The sequence below is a fragment of the Clostridioides sp. ES-S-0048-02 genome (assembly GCF_020658495.1).
In the GTDB taxonomy this organism is placed as follows: Bacteria; Bacillota; Clostridia; order Peptostreptococcales; family Peptostreptococcaceae; genus Clostridioides.
The window spans coordinates 109,593-131,803 of record NZ_JACVWH010000004.1 but is presented as its reverse complement, the minus strand read 5'-3'; the positions used below and the strand labels follow the sequence as shown (position 1 = coordinate 131,803).

Annotated in this window: 16 protein-coding genes and 1 other annotated feature; of the genes, 13 read left to right on the top strand and 3 right to left on the bottom strand. The window is 27.8% G+C overall.

The features are described 5' to 3' along the window. Positions 1-3: 3 nt before the first annotated feature. Entirely contained in the window at positions 4-894 is an 891-nt protein-coding gene (locus IC173_RS07435) for a TetR/AcrR family transcriptional regulator (RefSeq protein WP_227432529.1), read from the bottom strand. A gap of 278 nt (positions 895-1,172) precedes the next feature. Here IC173_RS07435 and IC173_RS07430 point away from each other — a divergent pair, with 278 nt between their 5' ends. Further along, positions 1,173-1,820: a D-alanyl-D-alanine carboxypeptidase family protein gene (locus IC173_RS07430; RefSeq protein WP_227432530.1), complete on the top strand. Its 648-nt coding sequence runs from the start codon at positions 1,173-1,175 to the stop codon at positions 1,818-1,820. Between the two features lie 325 nt (positions 1,821-2,145). Then, positions 2,146-4,785, top strand: coding sequence for a cation-translocating P-type ATPase (locus tag IC173_RS07425; RefSeq protein WP_227855367.1), 2,640 nt, complete (start codon positions 2,146-2,148; stop codon positions 4,783-4,785). Between the two features lie 62 nt (positions 4,786-4,847). Here the strand turns inward: IC173_RS07425 and IC173_RS07420 are convergent, their stop codons facing one another. After that, on the bottom strand, positions 4,848-5,951 hold the full coding sequence (locus tag IC173_RS07420) for a pyridoxal phosphate-dependent aminotransferase (RefSeq protein ID WP_227432532.1): 1,104 nt from the start codon (positions 5,949-5,951) through the stop codon (positions 4,848-4,850). Positions 5,952-6,311: 360 nt separating this feature from the next. Between IC173_RS07420 and IC173_RS07415 the strand changes: the two genes are divergently transcribed. From IC173_RS07415 to panC, 6 genes are all read left to right on the top strand, one after another. Continuing rightward, complete coding sequence (locus tag IC173_RS07415) at positions 6,312-7,133, top strand: Cof-type HAD-IIB family hydrolase (protein WP_227432533.1); 822 nt, start codon at positions 6,312-6,314, stop codon at positions 7,131-7,133. Between the two features lie 78 nt (positions 7,134-7,211). Beyond that, positions 7,212-7,422, top strand: a binding site (T-box leader). An 87-nt stretch (positions 7,423-7,509) separates the two neighbouring features. Further along, positions 7,510-8,826: an argininosuccinate lyase gene (gene argH, locus IC173_RS07410; protein WP_227855366.1), complete on the top strand. Its 1,317-nt coding sequence runs from the start codon at positions 7,510-7,512 to the stop codon at positions 8,824-8,826. A 281-nt stretch (positions 8,827-9,107) separates the two neighbouring features. Next, positions 9,108-9,446, top strand: coding sequence for a DUF2325 domain-containing protein (locus IC173_RS07405; protein ID WP_021385441.1), 339 nt, complete (start codon positions 9,108-9,110; stop codon positions 9,444-9,446). Positions 9,447-9,864: 418 nt separating this feature from the next. Next, a complete protein-coding gene (locus IC173_RS07400) occupies positions 9,865-10,803 on the top strand; it encodes a DUF2520 domain-containing protein (RefSeq protein ID WP_227482912.1) in 939 nt (312 codons plus the stop codon). Then, positions 10,778-11,605: a 3-methyl-2-oxobutanoate hydroxymethyltransferase gene (gene panB / locus IC173_RS07395; RefSeq protein WP_227482863.1), complete on the top strand. Its 828-nt coding sequence runs from the start codon at positions 10,778-10,780 to the stop codon at positions 11,603-11,605. Before IC173_RS07400 ends, panB begins: the two co-directional genes overlap by 26 nt. Positions 11,606-11,623: 18 nt before the next feature. Beyond that, positions 11,624-12,472, top strand: a complete 849-nt coding sequence (gene panC / locus IC173_RS07390; protein WP_227482862.1) for a pantoate--beta-alanine ligase — start codon at positions 11,624-11,626, stop codon at positions 12,470-12,472. A gap of 251 nt (positions 12,473-12,723) precedes the next feature. Here panC and IC173_RS07385 read toward each other — a convergent pair whose 3' ends face one another. Continuing rightward, on the bottom strand, positions 12,724-14,013 hold the full coding sequence (locus tag IC173_RS07385; protein WP_227432537.1) for a D-alanyl-D-alanine carboxypeptidase family protein: 1,290 nt from the start codon (positions 14,011-14,013) through the stop codon (positions 12,724-12,726). Positions 14,014-14,092: 79 nt separating this feature from the next. On the opposite strand from IC173_RS07385, the gene IC173_RS07380 reads away from it, so the two are divergent. The 5 genes from IC173_RS07380 to IC173_RS07360 all read left to right on the top strand — a co-directional run bounded on the left by IC173_RS07380 (position 14,093) and on the right by IC173_RS07360 (position 22,172). Further along, positions 14,093-14,797, top strand: a complete 705-nt coding sequence (locus tag IC173_RS07380; protein WP_227855365.1) for a DUF655 domain-containing protein — start codon at positions 14,093-14,095, stop codon at positions 14,795-14,797. Positions 14,798-14,889: 92 nt separating this feature from the next. Beyond that, positions 14,890-15,936, top strand: a complete 1,047-nt coding sequence (gene selD, locus IC173_RS07375) for a selenide, water dikinase SelD (protein WP_227432539.1) — start codon at positions 14,890-14,892, stop codon at positions 15,934-15,936. Between the two features lie 54 nt (positions 15,937-15,990). Beyond that, entirely contained in the window at positions 15,991-17,370 is a 1,380-nt protein-coding gene (gene selA, locus IC173_RS07370) for an L-seryl-tRNA(Sec) selenium transferase (protein WP_227482911.1), read from the top strand. Positions 17,371-17,444: 74 nt separating this feature from the next. Next, positions 17,445-19,328 (top strand): selenocysteine-specific translation elongation factor, encoded by a 1,884-nt coding sequence (selB, locus tag IC173_RS07365; RefSeq protein WP_227432540.1) that lies wholly within the window; start codon positions 17,445-17,447, stop codon positions 19,326-19,328. Between the two features lie 105 nt (positions 19,329-19,433). Continuing rightward, positions 19,434-22,172, top strand: coding sequence for a PAS domain-containing sensor histidine kinase (locus IC173_RS07360; protein WP_227432541.1), 2,739 nt, complete (start codon positions 19,434-19,436; stop codon positions 22,170-22,172). Positions 22,173-22,211 lie beyond the last annotated feature (39 nt).

Here is a 22,211-nt window from a genome sequence, read left to right as displayed (position 1 = left end):
AGTTTATAACGTCTCCTTTTTTAATTGATTTTTAATACTATTCAATAAAAGTACTTTTGGTCTCAAAATGTCTTCTTTTTCTAGATATGTAATCATTGCATCCATAATTAAAGAATCATATAGTTGATTTTTTCCTTCTTCATATAATTTTTTTGATGCTTCTAGTAACTTAGGGTTTTCAACAAGAGAAGTGTTTGTTTTGATTAGCTCTTCTATATCCTCTATTGTTTTAAAAAATAATGATTTACTATAAAGAGAAGAATAAGCTTCATCTTCTTGTTCATATAAAAACATTGATTTTTCAATTAAAGGATTTAGGTTATCCGCATTTTCTACAACTAAATCAAGCATTTGTATAGTAAATTCAGCAATAAAGTATACATTTATTTCTCTTTTTTGTATATGAATAATATATGTAAACTGGTGAATTAGAGCATCTAGTAAGAAAACTAAATCAAATAGAATGTTTTCTATTTTGTCGCCATAATTATCAAATAAACTCAGCTTATATTCATTTAATAAATTAGCTCGAGATTTTTTTTGTAACTTACTTGTCGTTTTACGTTGCACTTCAGAAAAATTTTCCCTAACATAAGTATTTATAGTAGTTCTAGAAAAAATATTTCCCCATACAGCTATTATTTTTCTTTTTAATTTTTCAGATGGATGAATATCATTGTTTTCATTAATAGAATGTATAATTTCTAAAAATTTTTCGTCATAATAATTAATTATTTCACAGATAAAACTTTCTTTAGTTTCAAAATGTTTGTAAAAAGTAGCTTTAGACATTTTACATTCTTTTACAATATCTAGTATTGAAGTATTTTGAAAACCTTTTTGGTCAAAGATTCTTTGAGCAATAGTTATAATAAATTTTTGTTTGTCAGTCAATTGGCTATCTCCTTTCATGTAAAAACGATAAGTACTAAGTAGTACTTTAAAGTTTCCATAAATACATTATACATCATTTGGAAAAAAAATCAATATCTGGACCTGTGATATAAAAAAATTGAAAAAATATTGTTAGTTTTAGTAACATAAAGAAGAATTTAAGAGTTTCTTAAGAATTGTTTAAAGAATTTGCAATAAATTAATGATATGATTATACTATGAAGTAAAATGTCTTTAAATTTTTTAGATATTAAATCTAAATTATGGGGGTGCAGTATATGAAAAAGAAAAGAGGCTTGATTATAGTTTTTGCATTTTTTCTAGTTTTCGCAAAAATGTTTATTAATATATCTAGTGGAGAAAATAAAATCATGGCATATGAAATAAGTAAGTATAGAAAAGGTGTGAACGTTTTATCAATAAATAATATTGTAGTAGCAAACAAAAAGTATAGCTTACCTGAAGACTATTCTCCACAAGAAAGTAATGAAGCAAAAGATGCTTTTTATAAAATGAATAAAGAGGCTCAAAAAGCAGGATTAAATCTAAAAGCCTTCAGTACATATAGAAGTTATAAATATCAAGAAAATTTATTCAACACATATGCAGAGAAACATGGTGAGAAGGAAGCAAACAGATTTTCAGCTAAGCCAGGAGAAAGTGAACATCAAACTGGACTTGCATTTGATATTGGAGGAGACGACCAATCTTGTTGGGCAAATAAAAAATTTAATAATACAAAAGAAGCTAAGTGGCTGTACGAAAATGCATATAAGTATGGATTTATACTTAGATATCCAGAGGGAAAAGAAAGCATAACAGGATACATGTATGAATCATGGCACTATAGATATGTTGGAACTGAACACAGTAAAAACTTTGCAATGAACAATCTAACACTAGAAGAATATTTACATATAGATTAAGCCATAATTTGTTAAATTTAGGTTAAAATAAAAAATAATCTAGACTATTAATTATGTAAGGTGTTATAATGTAAATACAATTAAAGATAACTACTCGAAGGGGAGTAGCTTACACGAAAGTGGTAATTAATCGTCAGGACAGTAGAGATACTCGGTTAATTAACAAGGAATTCCTTGATAGCAAGACCTTCAAAATAAGCATTAAGTATGTTTGTTTTGGGGTCTTTTTTTATTCAAGGAATTTTTTATTTAAAAAATTTAAAATTTCAAGTATACATAAGAGTCCCCAAACATAAAATAAATTTATTAAAGAGGAGGGCAACAAATGTCTTACAAAAGTACTTATCAAGAAATAATTAAAAATTTAGACTCAAGCTTAAATGGTTTGAGCAAGGAAAGAGCAGAAGAGCTATTAGAAAAAAATGGAACTAATGAATTAAAGGAAGCAGATAAGGTTCCTACGTATAAGCTTTTCTTAGAAAGTTTTAAAGACCCACTGGTAATAATTCTATTGATAGCTGCTTTAGTACAAATATTTTTAGGTGAAACTGTAGAGTCAATAATAATTTTTGCAGTTATTATTATCAACTCTGTTTTAGGAGTTGTACAAACAAAAAAAGCAGAAAGTTCATTAGAAAGTTTGAAAAATTTATCTGCACCAAATGCAAAGGTAATAAGAGATAATAAGAAAATGACAATTCCAGCAAAAAATTTAGTAGTTGGAGATATTGTATTTTTAGAAGCTGGTGATTACATACCAGCAGATGGAAGACTTATAGAAGCACAATCATTAAAGGTTGTAGAAGGGATGTTAACTGGTGAATCAGAACCAGTTCTAAAACATACAGAAAAAATAAGCGAAGATGTAAGTTTAGGTGACCAAAAAAACATGGTATTTAGTGGTGCTGTAGTCGTTTATGGTAGAGGTTCATTTGTAGTAACTGGAACAGGTATGAATACTGAAATGGGTAAAATAGCTGGTCTTTTAGAAACTGCGGAAAATAAGTTGACACCATTACAACAAAAAATAGAAGCTTTTAGTAAAAAGCTTGGTGTAGGTATTGTAGTACTTGCACTCTTAATATTTATAATTCAGGTAGCAAGAAATTATATGATGGCTGGAAATGGAGAAATGACACAAATTATTCTCGATTCATTCATGTTTTCTGTAGCAGTAGCAGTAGCAGCAATACCAGAAGCTTTATCATCAATAGTTACTATAGTGCTGGCTGTTGGAACAAACAGTATGGCAAAGAAACAAGCTATAATAAGAAAATTACCAGCTGTCGAGACTTTAGGTTCAACAAGTGTCATATGTACTGATAAAACAGGTACTCTTACACAAAATAAAATGACAGTTGTGGACTGTTATATGTATGGAACTAACAATGATGAGCTTAATAAAGAAAATATAAATTATTCTTATCATGCTAAATTGTTGACTATGGTTTCTACATTATGTAATGATTCTCATATAACTAGTGATGGAAAAGAAGTAGGTGACCCAACAGAAGTTGCACTAATAAATTATTCAAGCAAAAATGATTTAGATTATGATAGATTAAGAAGTAAATATATTAGAATAAATGAAATACCATTTGATTCAGATAGAAAGCTTATGTCTACAGTAAATAGTATATATGGAGATTATATAATGTTTACAAAAGGTGCTCCAGATATTGTATTTAGCAGATGTAAATATGCTTTAAAAAATGGCTCAAAAGTAGACATAAAAGATGAGATAATAGAAGAATACAAGAATAAAAATGAAGAGTTTTCAAATAGAGCACTTAGAGTATTAGCATTTGCAATAAAAGATGTTCCAGAAGAAGGTTTTACACCTTCAATTGATGACGAACATGATATGATATTGGTTGGGATAATGGCAATGATAGACCCACCAAGAGAAGAAGTAATGGACGCAGTAAAAGAAGCAAAGAGCGCTGGCATAAAAACAGTTATGATAACTGGAGATCACAAAACAACCGCAGCAGCAATTGCAAAAGAAATAGGTATAATGGAAGATGGAGATTTAGCACTTACTGGAAAAGAGTTGGATGCATTAAGTGAAGAAGAATTAAATAAAAAATTAGAAGATATAAGTGTATATGCCAGAGTTTCACCAGAAAACAAAATTCGTATAGTAAAAGCATGGCAACATAAGAATAACATAACTGCTATGACTGGTGATGGTGTCAATGATGCACCAGCTTTAAAACAAGCAGATATAGGTATAGGTATGGGAAGTGGTACTGATGTAGCAAAAGATGCTTCTGCTATGGTCTTAGTTGATGATAACTTTGCAAGTATAGTAAATGCTGTTGAAGTTGGTAGAACAGTATATAGCAATATAATAAAAGCAATAACTTATTTATTTGCAGGAAACTTGGGTGCTATAGTGGCTATCTTGTTTGCAGTATTTGCAGGATGGTCGAACCCATTTACAGCTTTACAACTTTTATTTATAAACCTAGTAAACGACTCTTTGCCAGCAATAGCATTAGGATTTGAAAAATCAGAAAAAAATATAATGAATAAACCTCCTAGACATCCAGATGAAAGTATATTAGCAGGAGGAACATTAAAAGCAGTGGCTATAAGAGGTTGTATAATTGGTATAGTTACAATAATTGCACAATATATAGGATTACAAGTGTCACCAGAACTTGGTGTAGCGATGGCGTTTTCAACTTTAATATTAGCGAGAATAATGCAAACATTGCCTGCACGTTCTAATAATCAGACAATAGTAAAACTAGGCTTTTTTAGTAATAAATATGTTATAGGAGCAGTTTTAATATGTTTTGGACTTTACTCTTTAACATTAATGCCAGTTTTGAGAGGGATATTCTCTATACCAACAGTATTTGGTTTATATGAATTAGGAATTTGTTTAGGTTTAGCATTACTTTCATCAATATTGATGGAACTTAATAAATTAATGAATAGAAATATTGTAGAATAATTAAAAATACTAAACTAAAGGGACATATTGATTTTATCAATATGTCCCTTATATAGTTAGATTTATTCTAGATTATCGATTATTTGGAATGCTTTTATAACCTCAGGAAGTTCTTTTTCTTCAGGCATTCTAAATCTTATAAAGTTTTTATCAAGTCCAGTAAAATCGCTACCAGATATAACTCTTATTTTTAATTTTGCAAATTCTTGTTGTAAATTTATATCTTTATTTTTATGTTCAACTGTCATTATAGATACAGTATCACTAGTCTCAGCTATGTTAAGGTTTTTCCATGGAATCAATAGTTGATTTTTTATAGCTTTTGTTTTTTCTTTTAATTCTTCTATAAATTGAACATCATCTAATAAATTAGCTGCAATACTACGAGAGATTTCAGATACTTCGTAAGGAGTAGAAATCTTTTTAATAGGATTAACAAGTTGTTCAGGAAGGACTGCATAGCCTGCTCTTAGTCCAGCCAAACCAAAACCTTTTGAGAATGTTTTTAGAACAATTACATTATCATAATCATTTAAAAGTTTTACAGCTGAATTTTCTTTTGGCATATATTCACCATAAGCCTCATCTATCATAACAGCTATATCATATTTTGCTGCCTCTTTTACTATATTTTCAATTGATGATAGAGGTATAATTTGTCCAGTAGGATTATTTGGGTTATCTATGTAAATTAATTTATATTCTGAATTTATTTTTTCAATAAATTCCTTTTCATTAAACTTGAAATTATTTTCTTTCTTTAAAAGAACATAGTCATAAGTAGCACCATGCATTTTTATATCTGTTTCATATTCTGAAAATTGAGGTGAATATCCTAAAACCTTATCTCCTTTTTCAATAAATAATCTATTTAAAAGATAAATAACATGTATAGAACCATCAGCTAGACAAATTCTATCAGTAGTTAGTGCTGTAAAGTCTTTCCAATAATCAACTATATTGTTTTTTAGACTAATTGAATGAGGGTATCCTCTTATCATATCAAATTCTAAAGCATTAAAAGCTTCTACAGCTTTATTTGAGAAAGATACTGTATTTATACCTTCGCCACAATCTATCTCAAATACATCTTCGCAATGACCAGATTCTATGGCATAACTTTTTTTCAACTGCATTTCAATAGCTTTGTTAATTTTTAATTTCATAGCTTATCACTCCTTATTTAGTCAATAATAAATGTTAAAAAAGTTGCTAGATTTAAAATATTGTGAAAATACATAATAGTAAAAAACAAATATAAATATTATAATAGCTCACTTTATTTAATATGATTATATATTATATATTGTAAAATTTCTAGCATTATAAGACTATAAATTGAAAATATTCAGAAAAATACTACAAGAAACGATTTATTTTGCCTTGATATGGAAGTATAGGAATGTTATTAATTTTATAAATTGGAATAGTTTAAGTGTAAAGTTATGATATAATTTAATAAGGGTAATTCTTTAAATTAGATTAAGGAAATATAAGTATACAATAAAATGTTATGGAGTTGGATGATGGGATATAAATTGATTGTAACAGATATGGATGGAACTTTATTAGGAAATAACCATAAAGTTACTGATGAAAATAAAATTGCACTGCAAAAAGTTATTAAAAGTGGTATTAATGTAACTTTAGCAACAGGAAGAACTTTCGATTCAGCTAAATGCAATGTAGATTTTCTTAAAGAAGATATGCCAATAATAGCTTGTAATGGCTCATTGATAAGGGAGCAAAATGGAAATATAATATATTCAAATAAAATTGATACAAAAACATGTCTAGATATTTTAGATGTGTTAGACAAATATAATATTTACTATCAATGTAATAGTATAGATTCCATGCTTTCAAAAAAAATAGAAGGGCGTGAAGATAGAATAAGTGTGTTTTTGGGCTCTGAAACAGAAGTAATTATAAGGGATGATTTAAGAGAAGAGATTTCTAAAAATGACATATTAAAGTTTGTAATAATAGAAGAAAAAAATCCAGCTATTTTAGACGAAATAAGAAAAGAATTAAAAAAAGTTCAAGGCATAAAAATAACTTCTTCTTGGCCAAATAATATTGAAGTTATGAATACTGGTGTTGATAAAGGCAATGCGGTTAAAATTTTAGCTGAAAAAATGAATATAGATAGAGAAGATATAATTGCATTTGGAGATAATTACAATGATATAGAAATGATACAATTTGCTGGTCTTGGTGTAGCTATGGGAAATGCAGAAGAATTGATTAAACAAGAGGCTGATTATGTGACAGATAGCAATCAAGAGAGTGGAGTTGCAAAAGCAATTTATAAGTTTTTTGAGTTAAAAGAGTCACTTAGTTCTTAAAAAAGGCATTTAAAGGAAAAAATAGGTTGACTATTTTATAGATAGTAATTATAATACAAATAGGTAAAATATAAAAATTTAGATTCAGTGAAGAAGAGAGTAGATATAAAGCAGGTCTCAGCGAGTTAGGGATGGTGTAAGCCTAATGATAATACTTTATATTGAATAGAGCTTTGGAGAATATTACTTGAAATTCAGTATGGTAATAGGTAATCTCGCCTTAAGAGAATAGAGTGGGTAAACATAGTTTATCAACTAGAGTGGTAACACGGAATATTTCGTCTCTTGGTCTTTTTGACCAAGAGATTTTTTATTTTTAGCTAAAGTAAAAATATTATAATTAAAATATAAAAAATTAAAATATGAGGTGAAAAATATGAAATTATGGGGTGGACGCTTTAGAAAAGCTGAAAATCAACTTATGGAAGAATTTAATAAATCTTTTGGGTATGACTGTATACTATACAAAAAAGATATTGAAGGAAGTATAGCACATGTCTATATGCAAGTAAAATGTGGGCTTTTAACAGATGAAGAGGGAAAAGCTATAACAGAAGGTCTAAATGGAATACTTGAAGATATTGAAAATGGAAAATTGGCATTAGATGGAGATTATGAAGATATACATAGTTTTACTGAGATAAACTTGATTCAAAAAATAGGTGATGTTGGGAAGAAACTTCATACAGCTCGTAGTAGAAATGACCAAGTTGCAGTTGATATGAGATTATATGCCAAAGAAAAGGCAAGTGATTTAGTGGGGTTAATATCTGGATTTAAAGAAACTATAAAAGATGTTGCTGATAAAAATTCAGTAATGATGCCAGGATATACTCATCTTCAAAGAGCGCAAGTGGTAACTTTTAAACATCATTTGATGGCATATTATAGTATGTTTGATAGAGATGAGAAAAGAATAAAAAATGCTATAGAAATATTAGATGAATCACCTTTAGGTTGTGGAGCTTTGGCAGGAACTACACATGATATAGATAGAAATATAACTTGTGAGCAATTAGGATTTAAAAAAGTTGTAGATAATTTTATGGATGGTGTAAGTGATAGAGACTATTTATTAGAACTAATGAGTGATTTTTCAATTATAATGATGCATTTAAGTAGACTTAGTGAAGAATTGATACTTTGGAGTTCTCAAGAATTTGGGTTTGTTGAAATAGATGATTTATATACTACTGGAAGTAGTATAATGCCTCAAAAGAAAAATCCTGATGGTGCAGAACTTATAAGAGGTAAGACTGGTAGAGTATATGGAAATTTATTTGGTCTTTTTACAGTGATGAAAGGTATACCACTAGCTTACAATAAAGATATGCAAGAAGATAAGGAAGGCTTCTTTGATAGTGTACACACTCTTGAAATGTGTATACAAATAATGGAGAGAATGATAGCTACATTAAAGGTAAATGAAGATAAAATGAAACAAGCAGTTAAAAATGGGTTTTTAAATGCTACAGAAGTTGCTGACTATCTAGTTAAAAATAATGTTGCCTTTAGAGATGCACATGGAATTGTTGGAAGTATTGTGATATATTGTGAAGATAATAAAAAAGCAATAGAAGATTTGACACTAGAAGAATTACATAAGTTTTCAGATGAATTTAAGGAAGATATTTATGACTTTATTAACTATGAAAGTATATTAAACAAAGGAATAAAAAAGAATTTAAAATAATATAGGATATTAAGTTTTAAAAGCTGTGAATTTTAATGAGTGGTATCATTAAAACTTACAGCTTTTTATTATATAAAACATTATTTATAATGCAATATCAATAACTTTTAGAGCCAATAAATTTAAATTTATTAACACTAAAAAGTTACTAAAAATAAAACCTTCTATTATTAAAATGATAATTAATATCAATAAGTATTGACAAAATTATTTTTAGATATTATTATATATAGTATAAATAATAATGAAAATCAATATCAAATAAGGCGGGAGGCAGTCTAATGAACTTATTAGTGATTGGTGGCCATGAAAGAATGGAAAAAGATTATATGGTTATGGCCAAGAAAAAAGGTTATAAAACAAAAGTATATACTACTATGTCATCTAAATTAAATAACTCTATAGGAAAACCTGATGCTGTTGTTATACTTACATCAACAGTTTCACATAAGATGTCTAGAACAGTTGAGTCTCAGGCTAAAAAACAGGATATACTAATTGTAAGACATAAAAATAGTAGTAAGGTAGCATTTAATGAATGTCTAGATATGGTTGATGAATGTCTAGGAAACTGTTCAAAATGTAAACTTAACGATAAGCAAAAACAGAAAAATACATAAATATATAATTTAATAAGTTTGAGAATACATATTCAATATGTGTTGAGTGTGTGAAATAAAGTGTGCATTCTTCCAAAAAGTTGTGGTAGTAAAGATATCACAATATACAAGGAAGGAGCACATTTTTATTTTTTAACAAAAATAAAATGTTAAAGAGATTATTGAAAAATATTATTTTAATTATTTTTAAGTTAAGTGCATTTTTAGTAAAATAAGAAAACATAAATAAAAACATATTAACTTAATTTTTGTAGAATTAATTGTCAACTTTTTATTTAAATGGTAGAATATTCATGGATGGTATCTTGTTATAAGAACTATACTTTAAATGTTTTTAATTATTTTGTCTTATATAACTCATATCTTCATGAATGAGATTGGAAATTAAGATGTTGTATCACAAGTTGGAGGTGATACTATTAAAATAGGATTTATTGGTTCTGGAAAAGTTGGGACATCTTTAGCAAATTATTTTTTGTCAAAAGATTATTGTGTAACGGGCTTTTATGGAAGAAATCAATTATCTTTATTAGAATCAACAGATTTAACAAAAACAAAGATTTATAGTAACTTGAAAGACATTATTTATGAAAATGATATATTATTTATTACAACATCAGATGATTCTATTGAAATCATAGACAAAAAACTTTCCAAATTTAATTTAAAACATAAATACATTTGCCACACAAGTGGCTCTTTAAAATCTAGTATATTGTTCTGTTCAAAAAAAGCAGGTGCATTAATTTATTCTGTCCATCCTATATTTGCATTTTCCAATAAAAATACTGATATTAAAAAAATGAAAGACATTTGTTTTTCCATAGAAGGTGATAATGAAAAAGATGATTTATTTATTCAAAATTTTATAAATAGCTTAGGAAATCGGTTTTTCATAAGAGATAAAAATACTTCATCCACTTATCATGTGGCCAATGTTTTAGTTTCAAATTTAGTGTTATCTTTACTATATGTAGGAGTAAGTTACTTTATTAAATTGGGTCTATCTGAAGAAGAAGCTTTAAAAGCTATAAATCCTTTGGTCAAAATAAATATAGAAAATATACTTGATAATGGATTTACTAAATCCCTTACTGGACCTGTTGTTCGTGGTGATATAACACCAATAAAAAAACATTTATCAGCATTAGATAAAAAAGATGAAGATATTTACAAAATACTCTCCTTAAATCTACTAAAAATAATAGCCTTGGAAAATGAAGATTCATTAAAATGTACAAAAAATATTTCTATAGAAAATGCAGTCGAAGATTTAATGAGTAAATCTGAAAAATATAAAGAGATTTACAAAATTTTAGGAGGAAAAAACAATGAAAAATACTATACTGACTTTTAAAAATGCTAAAAGTGATGGAAGGAAGCTATCTATGCTTACTGCTTATGATTACTCAATAGCAAAAATAATGGATGAATGTAACATAAATGGTATTTTAATAGGAGATTCATTAGGAATGGTCGTAAAAGGTGAAGAAAACACTCTATCTGTTACTATAGATGAAATTATATATCATACAAAAGCTGTAAAAAATGGTGCCAAAAATGCCTTAATTGTAAGTGATATGCCATTTCTATCTTACCATGTTTCTACAGAAGAGGCTGTTAAAAATGCTGGCAGACTTGTAAAAGAAGGTGGGGCACATGCTGTAAAATTAGAAGGTGGCTCAAAAGTTATAGAACAAATAAAAAACATTGTAAATGCTCAAATACCTGTAATGGGCCATTTAGGACTAACACCTCAATCTGTAAATTCATTTGGTGGATTTAAGGTTCAAGGAAATACTAGTGAAACAGCAAAACAACTTATTGAAGATGCTAAATTAATAGAAAAAGCAGGAGCATTTTCTATTGTCCTTGAAGGAGTTCCTGCTAAAATAGCTGAGAAGGTGACTAATTCTATTTCAATTCCCACAATAGGGATAGGAGCAGGAATTAATTGTGATGGTCAAATTTTAGTTTATCAAGATATGTTGGGGATGTTTGGAGATTTTGTACCTAAATTTGTAAAGCAATACGCAAATATAGGAGATATAATGAAAGATTCAATTAAAAATTACATACTAGAAGTTGAAACTGGCGTATTTCCACAAGAAAAACATAGCTTTTCAATAAATGAATCTGAATTAGAAAAATTATACTAAGATTAAGGATGGTACAAAATGCTTGTAAAAGAAATAAAATCACTAAGAAATATAATTAAAGATTGGAAAAAAACTGGCTATTCTATAGGACTTGTTCCTACTATGGGATTTTTACATGAAGGACATCAAAGCCTTATTAAAAAAGCTGTAAAAGAAAATGATAAGGTAGTAGTAAGTGTATTTGTAAATCCAACTCAGTTTGGACCAAATGAAGATTTTAACAGTTATCCGAGAGATATAGAAAAAGATTTTAAATACTGTATAGATAGTGGTGCATCAGTAGTCTTTAACCCATCATCAGAAGAAATGTATTTGAAAGGCAATTGTACTACCATAGATGTGTCTGGACTTACAGATTTTCTTTGTGGTTCTAAAAGACCTGTTCATTTTGGTGGTGTATGCCTAGTTGTTTCAAAACTTCTGAATATAGTAACTCCTGATAAAGCTTATTTTGGAGAGAAAGATGCTCAACAATTAGCAGTAATTAAAAGGATGGTCAAAGATTTGAATATAGACACAAAAATAATAGGATGCCCTATAATTCGTGAAAAAGATGGTTTAGCAAAAAGCTCAAGAAATACATATCTTTCAAAAGAAGAAAGAAAAACTGCTTTAGTTTTAAATGAAAGCCTAAGCTTGGCAAAAGAAGAACTGGCAAAAGGAAATCTAGATGTAAAAAAAATAAAAGAATTAATAACATCTAAAATAAATTCTGAAGATTCAACAAAAATAGATTATGTTGAAATTGTAGATAGTGAGACATTACAACCTGTTGAACATATAGAAAATTCTGTACTTGTAGCAAGTGCTGTTTTCATAGGAAAAACTAGATTAATTGATAACTTTACATTTCAATTTGATATATAGGTTGTTGTTTTATACAGTATAGATAATTAAAAAAATGATATTTTATAAAAAGAAAAATTTAAAAATTAGATTTGCTTAAGATTATGATTAATTGTAATTATATGGGAGGTCTCAAAATAAAAATTTGGGTATCTCCTTTTTTGTATAAAAAAGAAAAGGGATTCCTAAGAACTCCTTTTCTATGTGATAATTGTTCTTTAAAAAAACATTATAATTATAGCAGATAAGGGTGTTATAAATAAGTGGTATTGCTATTTTCTCATATTTCTTTTTCCTCTAGACTTTCTTTTATTATTCTTTTTAATATTTGAAGCTATTATAAATATAACTAGAAGTACTAAAATAGCCATAATAATTTTAATAGAAAGCATCAAAGTTTTATTTTCAGTTATAAATGGAAGACTACTATCAAGGTTATTTTTTGCAACTAAATCTATACTCTTTTCTAGCTTACCACTATTATATATATTTAAAGTACCAACCTTAGTACCTTTTTTTACAGGTAAATCAATTTTATCTAGTTCAGTTTTAGTATTGTAGTCACCTTGAGATTCATTTTGTCCTAAAGTTATCTTATAACTATATTTTGGTTCATAAATTAATTCATGTTGTTTTGTAAATAATACTTTTTTAGTATCAGTATATTTTTCTTTATCAACAATAGTAGCGCATTTAAAGTTATCAAATCCATAATCAATTAAGATGCGTGAATCTAAATATAAATCGTAATTAGTTGAATTAAATACAGCAGCAATGACTCTTCTTCCATCTTTTACTGCACTAGATAAAAGACATTTACCAGCAGCATCAGTATATCCTGTTTTTATACCATCAACTATATCGTATTTTATATCTATAGATTGACCTTTATATGTAATCTTATCATGTGATGTTAAAAATTTATTAGTATTTACAAAATATCTTTCATAAGGGTATGCTTTTGTAGCATCAAACTTAAGTGACTTAGTTTTTACAATCTGTCTAAAAACATCATTATTCATAGCTTCTCTGGCCATAAGAGCCATATCATGAGCTGTAGTGTAATGATTTGGGTCTGGTAATCCATGAGGATTGTTAAAATGAGTGCCAGTAGCTCCAATATCTTTTGCCTCAGAATTCATAAGGTCAACAAATTTTTGTACATCTCCTTCACCAACATATCTAGCTAATACAAAGGCAGCATCATTAGAAGAATGAATCAAAAGAGCGTTTAATAATTGTCTTACAGTGAAAGCTTCGCCTTCTTTCAAGTACATACTAGAACCCTCTATCTGAGGTAGGTTTTTAATTTCTATTACTTGATTTAAATTCTTAACCTTTTTCAGAACTAAACAAGCTGTCCATGCCTTAGTTGTTGAAGCTGGATAAAGCTTAGAATCTCCAGATTTATTATACAATATTTTTCCAGTTTCATAGTCCATTAAAACGGCATGTTTGGCAACTATAGCTGGTTCATCATCTGCAAAAGATATATTAGAACTTCCTAAAAATGAAGCAAATATCAAGAAACAGATTAATAAAAGTGATAAATTTCTTTTCATTGTGAGCCTCCAAAATTTAAATTCATCTTTTAGTATAGCATATTTTTGTCAATAATTAAAATGAAGGAGTGATTAATATATGAAAAAAAAGGTAAAAATTATTTTGTTTTCTATGGTATGTTTTTTAACATTGTCAGCAATAATCATTAATCGGTTAGATGTCTTCAAAGAAGATATTTATGTTGTAAGTAAAAATAATTCACATAATAAAAAAACAGATAAGGTAGACAAAATAGTTAAAAATGAAGTAAATAAGCATAATAAATATGAGGGGAAAATAGATAAAAATATTCAAATTAATAAAATAACTATATACATAAGTGGAGCAGTGAATAGACCAGGGATTGTAACTATAGAATCAGATAAGAGACTTTATGATGCTGTAGAATTATTAGGTGGAACAACAAAAGAAGCTGATTTAAATGGAATTAATTTATCACTAAAGTTAGAAGATGAACAACATTACATAATACCTAAAATAGGAGAAACAATATCTGTTACAAGCAACAGCGATTCTAATAAGCCAAGTCTAGAAGATGAACCTAAAAATGAATCTGAAAGTAAAAATAATAAAAATCTATCTGATAAATCAAAAATAAATATAAACACAGCAAAATTAGAAGAACTGGATGCTTTACCTGGAGTTGGAGAAGCTACAGCTAATAAAATTTTACAACATAGAGAAGAAAATGGACAATTTGATTCAATTGAAGATATAAAAAATGTGAATGGGATAGGAGATAAAAAATACGAAAATCTAAAAGATTTAATTTGTATAGACTAAAAATATAATACAAAACTCACTTATAGATATGGTATTATAAATATGTATGTATATGTGTGTATATGCGGAAATTTAGTAAAGGAGGTACTTTTATGAAGAAGGAACAAAAAAAACTTACAGAGATGACAACAGCAGGTGGATGAGCAGCTAAAATAGGGCCAGAGGTTCTGGCATCAGTTTTATCTCAACTGCCTAAAAATGATAATATAGAAAATTTATTAGTAGGATTAGATACAGCAGATGATGCTGCTGTGTATAAGTTAAATGATGATATGGCACTTATTCAAACACTGGATTTCTTTACACCAATGGTAGATGACCCATTTGTATTTGGTCAAATTGCTGCATCAAATTCACTATCAGATGTATATGCTATGGGAGGAAAGCCTTTAGTTGCAATGAATATTGTTTGTTTTCCATCATGTCATGATATGGATGTACTTGCAGAAATATTAAAAGGTGGATTTGATAAAGTAAAAGAAAGTGGTGCACTATTAGTCGGAGGGCATACTGTAGATGACCAAGAACCTAAATATGGTCTTTCAGTTTCTGGAATTGTAAATCCAAATAAAGTTTTATCAAATGCTACTGCAAAGCCTGGCGACAAGTTAGTTATAACAAAGCCAATTGGTGTGGGTGTATTAAATACAGCCATGAAAGAAGGTATGGTAGAACAACATGTATGTGACAAAGTAGTAGAAATAATGATACATTTAAATAAATATGCAGCAATGAGTTTTGATAAAATTGATGTAAATTCAGTTACAGATATCACTGGATTTGGTTTACTTGGGCATGCTTTAGAAATGGCTAAAGCTTCTGAAGTGAGTATTGAAATTGATTCAAAGCATGTTCCAATTATCGAGGGTGCTGTAGAAATGGCAGAAATGGGAATCATACCTGCTGGGATGTATAAAAACATGCATTATGTATCAAAAGATGTAGAAATTGTAGGAGATGTAGAAGTTGCAGTTCAAGATATTTTATATGACCCACAAACTTCTGGAGGGTTATTGATTTCTGTAAAAGAAGAATTAGCAGAAGAACTTGTAAGAGATATGAAGTTAAATGGAGCAATAGAAGCAAAAATCATAGGTTCTGTAGTGAAAAAAGGGGAAAAATATATTAAAGTTTTATAAAATATTATATGTAGAGAAAGAGTGATTATTTTGAGCAAAAGAGAATTATTTGCAATGTTACCTTCAGTTGATGAAGTATTAAGTGATAATAGAATAGTAGAAATAATAGAGGAATATCCTAGAAGTTTAGTTTTAGAATCTGTAAGAGAAGTGATAGATTTTAAGAGACAATTTATTTTAAGATTAAAAGAGGATGCATCTAATTCTGTAACAATAGAATTTGATGAGATAATAGAATCTTCAATAGAGAGAGTTAAATTAAATTACTCATTATCATTAAAAAAAGTTATAAATGCAACTGGTACAGTTATTCATACAAATTTGGGGAGGTCTTTACTTAGTGAAGATATAAAAGATGAATTATGGTGTGCTGCTTCAAGATATTCAAACTTGGAATATGATTTGGATAATGGAGAAAGAGGCTCAAGATATTCTCATTTAACTAATACAATAAAAAGACTTACTGGTGCAGAAGATGTACTAGTTGTAAATAATAATGCAGCAGCAGTGCTTCTTGTACTTAGTACAATGGCAAAAGGAGGAGAAGCAATTGTATCACGTGGAGAGTTAGTGGAAGTAGGAGGTTCTTTCCGAATTCCAAGTATAATGGCTCTTAGTGGTGCAGAATTAGTGGAAATAGGCTCAACTAATAAGACACACTTAAAAGATTATAAAGAAGCTATTACAGAAGAAACTAATGTATTGATGAAAGTTCATACAAGTAACTATAGAATTATGGGATTTACAGAGAGTGTATCTATCGAAGAACTAGTTAATTTGGGTAAAAAATATAAGTTACCTGTAATAGAAGACCTAGGAAGTGGAGTATTTATAGATTTATCAAAATATGGATTATCTTATGAACCAACTGTATTAGATTCTATAAGACAAGGTGCAGATGTAGTTACTTTTAGTGGAGATAAAATGCTTGGTGGGCCACAAGCAGGTATTATAGTTGGGAAAAAAGAGTATATAGAAAAAATGAAGAAAAATCAACTTACTAGAGCTCTTAGAGTCGATAAGCTTACAATATGTGCACTTGAAGCAACTTTAAGGATGTACCTAGACGAAACAAAGGCTGTGGAAAACATACCTACTTTAAAAATGTTGACATATAGCATTGAAGAATTAGAAGCAAAGGCAAATAAATTATTTGAAAAAATAACTGCCTTAAATCTAAATGCTAAGATAAACATAGAAGATGGATTCTCTCAGGTAGGAGGAGGGTCTATGCCTCTTGAAACAATAGCCACAAAGGTAATAACAATAACTCCTGAGCATATGAATGTATCATCTTTAGAAAAAAAATTAAGACTCAGTGAAGCTCATATAATAGCTAGAGTATATGATAATAAATATGTTTTAGATGTAAGAACTATATTTGATGATGAATTTGATGTAGTAGTTGAGGAATTAAGAAAAGCCTTTAATTAACTAAATTTGATATAGTAATACTATTAATTTTAATTGAAAATTAAAAGCATTGAAGCTTTGATAGGGGGCAAAAAATGAAAAACGTAGTAATTGGAACAGCAGGTCATATAGACCATGGAAAAACAACTCTTATAAAAGCATTGACTGGAAGAGAAACTGATACCTTGGATGAAGAAAAAAAGAGAGGTATATCAATAAATTTAGGGTTTACTTATTTTGATTTACCAAACAATAGAAGGGCTGGTATCGTAGATGTACCAGGACATGAAAAATTTATAAAAAACATGCTAGCTGGAGCATCAGGACTTGATATAGTTTTACTTGTTGTAGCAGCAGATGAGGGTGTTATGCCACAGACAGTTGAGCATTTAGACATCTTAAGTTTTTTAAATATAAAAAATGGAATAGTAGTTTTGACTAAATCTGATACTGTAGACGAAGAATTTAGAGAACTAGTAAAAGAGGATGTTTGTGAAAAAATAAAAGGTACTTTTCTTGAAAGTGCAGAAATAATTGAAGTTGATTCTGTATCTAAAAAAGGAATAAATACTCTTATTGAAAAAATAGATAAGATGAGTGAGGCAATAGAAGATAAAAACGAAAATTCTCCAGCAAGACTTAATATAGATAGAGTATTTTCTATAAAGGGATTTGGTACTGTAATAACAGGTACATTAATAGAAGGAAAGATAAGTATAGAGGATGACTTGGTTATATATCCACAAGTATTAAAAACAAAGATAAGAAGTATACAAGTTCATGGGGAAAGTAAAGATACAGCTTATGCAGGACAAAGAACAGCAATCAACATATCAAATGTAAAGGTAGATGATATAAAAAGAGGAGATGTTTTGGCTGCTCCAAATTCATTAGAAGAATCAATGATGTTAGATGTGAAATTATCATTGGTAAATCATCTAGAAAAAGGGATAAAGCATTGGGATAGATTGAGATTGTATCATGGGACTAGAGAAATACTTTGTAGAGCAGTTCCACTAGATAAAGATTTAATTGAAAACGGAGAGAATGGATATGTTCAATTAAGACTTGAAGAAAGTATAGTATCTAAGAAGGGTGATACTTTTGTTGTCAGACGTTATTCTCCAATGGAAACTATAGGTGGAGGTGTGATAATTGACCCATCTCCTAAAAAGCATAAGAGATTTGATGAAAAAGTTATAGAGGGATTAAAAATAAAAGAAAAAGGTGAACTTAAAGATATAATAGAAGAATACTTAAAGAGAAATCTAAAAAATTATCCAAATCTAAAAGAAATAATGAGTTATAGTGGTGCTCATGAAGAGCATGTAAAAAAAGCTATTGAGATACTTATATCAGAAAATAAAGTATTGCTTATTGGAAACATGTACATGCATATAAATCAATACAATAAACTGAAGGAAAGTACAATAAATCTTTTAAGTGAGTACCATAAGAAGTATAGATTGAGAAAAGGTATGTTAAAAGAAGAAGTAAGGTCTAAGGTAGAAAGTAATTTTAAGACTAGAGAAATGGATATCTTATTAGAAAAATTATCTACAGAAAATATTATAAAAATAGAAAATAATATAATATCATTATTTGATTTTGAAGTTATCTTAAATGACAAACAAAGAGAAATAGCAAAAAAAATAGAAAAAAAGCTAAAATCATGTGGAGTTTCTTCAATATTGACAATAGATGAAGTTTCTGAAGGAAATCATAACTATGCTGAAGTATTAGAGTCAATGATAGGTAACAAGGTAGAAAAATTGGATGATTTGTATATAATGGATAAAGATATTTATGAAGATGCAAAGAATACTTTAATAAATTATATAAAAGAAAATAAGGAAATAACATTAGGAGAATACAGAGATTTGATAGATTCTAGTAGAAAAAACTGTATGATTATATTAGAAAACTTTGATAGAAACAAAATAACTAAAAGAGTAGAAAACAAAAGAATTTTGTTTTAGCGGAAAATGTCTGTTTTTGCTTTGAGGTATAAAGAAGGAATTATAATGTCGAGTATCGTATAAATTAATTAGTATAAAATATTAATTAAGAGGAAGTGTAAAGTATTGAAGAATATAATACCTGCTGTGAAACCAGATATAAAAGAAAGAGAAGACATGAGCCTTTTATTTATAATAATGGGCTCAGTGCTTTTGTTATTTATTATAAAAGATACAAATAAATATGAAATTTTACTGCATGCTGTATATGCTACATTCTTAATAGCTACAGGAATGATTATATTTAATACTACAAAATTTAAAGTAGATTCATTTTCTACATTTTTAGGATTAGTATTTGCAGCAACTGGAGTATTGGAGTGTATATATTTATTTAATTGTTTAGGTACTAGAGCAGAAGCTGTAATTGGAATTAACATTACAATATCAGCAATGACAGATTTATTTCCTATATTAGGTGTGTATTTAAGTTTTAAATTTGTTAAGGATAATAAACAAATTCATTCGAGCATAATTTTATTTGTAGTAACTGTAGTTTTAACAATATCATCTTTATTCATAATATCTGAAATTTGTAACTCTTTAGATAGAGGGACATTACACTATACTTTAGGGGTTGTTACATCTATATTTATGATAATTGTCTCTATTATGAGTGGAATTGAACTAAACTCAAGTTCAAACGCAAATAAATGGGAATATAGTGAGAAAAAGTTTTTTAATAGAATAATAATAATAACAATCTTATCAAGAGCTCCAAATTTACTACATATAGTAATTGGTAATATACATATAGAAGGTATGTTATCACAAATAACAATAAATGTAGCATTATATTATTTATATAATTATATAGTATCTAAGAATATTAAGAAAACAGCATTGGAATTACATGATACAAATGAAGAATTAACAATAAAAACGGAAAGTTTGAAAGAAAAAAATAAAAAATTAATATATGAAACAGAAAAAATAGAAGAACTTAAAGAAATACTTATAAAAAGAGAATTACGACTACAATCTACTTTAGATGTTGCTGTAAATAGTATAGTTGTGTTTAGTAAGGATGGAGAAATTACATATGCAAATAAAAGTTTTAGAAATATTTTTGGAGATTATAAAGAACAAGATAAATTAAGTTATAAAGTTAAAAATTTTAGTGATTTAATAGAAAGCATTAATTATGTATTTATCAATAAAAAAAATATAGAAAAATTTATTGATACAAGTGACAATAAGGTTTACCAAGCTATATTTGCTCCTTTAATTATAGCTACACAAATAGAAGGAGTCTTATGTGTATTAAAGGACAAAACTAAGAAAAAGGAATACGAACGAAAAGTTATTGAAGCAAATAAGAGAAGTGAAGACTTTTTGGAAAGTGTTGGAGATGGTATAGTAGTACTTGAAGGTAGTAATAAAATATATGTAAATAATGCATGTAGACAAATATTTAAAGAGACATTAGAAAACATCGATTTTTCCTCAATATGTAAAAGTGAAGAAAATATAGAAAAAAGGTATGTAATAGAGGGTGAAGTAAAATATGTAGAGATGAGTTTTTCTCATTATAATAATGAAGGAACTTATAAAACTATTATTGTAATACGTGATACAACTTCTCGAAAGATATCTCAAATAAAACTTGAAGAAAGTCAATCCTCTTATTCAAGATTTATAGATATACTACCTGATGGTATATGCTTGTTAAGAGAAGACTTAAGTGTAAATTATGCAAATAAATCATTTTTGGATATGCTATCTTTTACAAGTATAGATGATGTAAAAGATTCTAATATTAAGATATTAATGAATGCAAATACTGAAGAAAAAATGAAATTTACTGAAAATATGACTAAAGTTTTAAATGAAAATAAGAGTATACTTTTACTAGAATATGAATTAATAAATAATTATGATGATATAGTAGAAGTAGAATTAAGTGCCTTGCCTTTTTCGATATATAACACTAGATATATAATGCTTATTATAAAAGATTTAGCACATAAAAAATACTCTGAACAAGCTGAAAAAGAATTACTTGAAAGATTTAAAACAGATAAAATAAAAACTGAGTTTTTTGCAAATATGTCTCATGAGTTAAAAACACCATTAAATGTTATATCAAGTTCAAATCAATTGGTAGATTCTTTCTATAGAAGTGAAAAAATAAAAGACTATAATAATAATATTAAATCTCATGTTGATTTAGTTAGACAAAGTTCCTATAGACTTCAAAGATTGATAAATAATATTATAGATTTGACAAAGATGGAGTCAGGATTTTACACACTTAAACTTGCAAAATACAATATTGTATCTGTAATAGAAGATTTGTTTATGAATATAGAAGAGTATGCAAGCAGAAAAGATATAAGAATTCTATTTGATACAGAGCTTGAAGAAATCAATGTCTATGTAGACAAGGCTGAAATTGAGAGAATTATACTAAATCTATTATCAAACTGTATTAAATTTACTGATAATGGAGGATGGATATATGTAAACATCTACTATAAAATTGATAAAGTAATAATAAGTGTTAAAGACACTGGTGTTGGTATACCTCAAGATAAATTGGAGTTGATTTTTGAAGAGTTTTCACAAGTTGACAAGACTTTATCTAGAAATACTGAAGGAAGTGGAATAGGACTTGCTATAGTTAAGAACCTAGTAAGTCTTCATGGTGGAGATATAGAAGTAATAAGTGAAGTTAATAAGGGTACAGAATTTTTAATCTCACTGCCAATGAAAAGCTTTAGTAATGAGTATTATACAGAAGATAAGAGAATATACAATCTTCAAGAAAAAATAAAAATAGAATTTTCTGATATATATTATTAGAAAGTTATTAAATTGTAAAAGTAAAATAAAATATTCTAT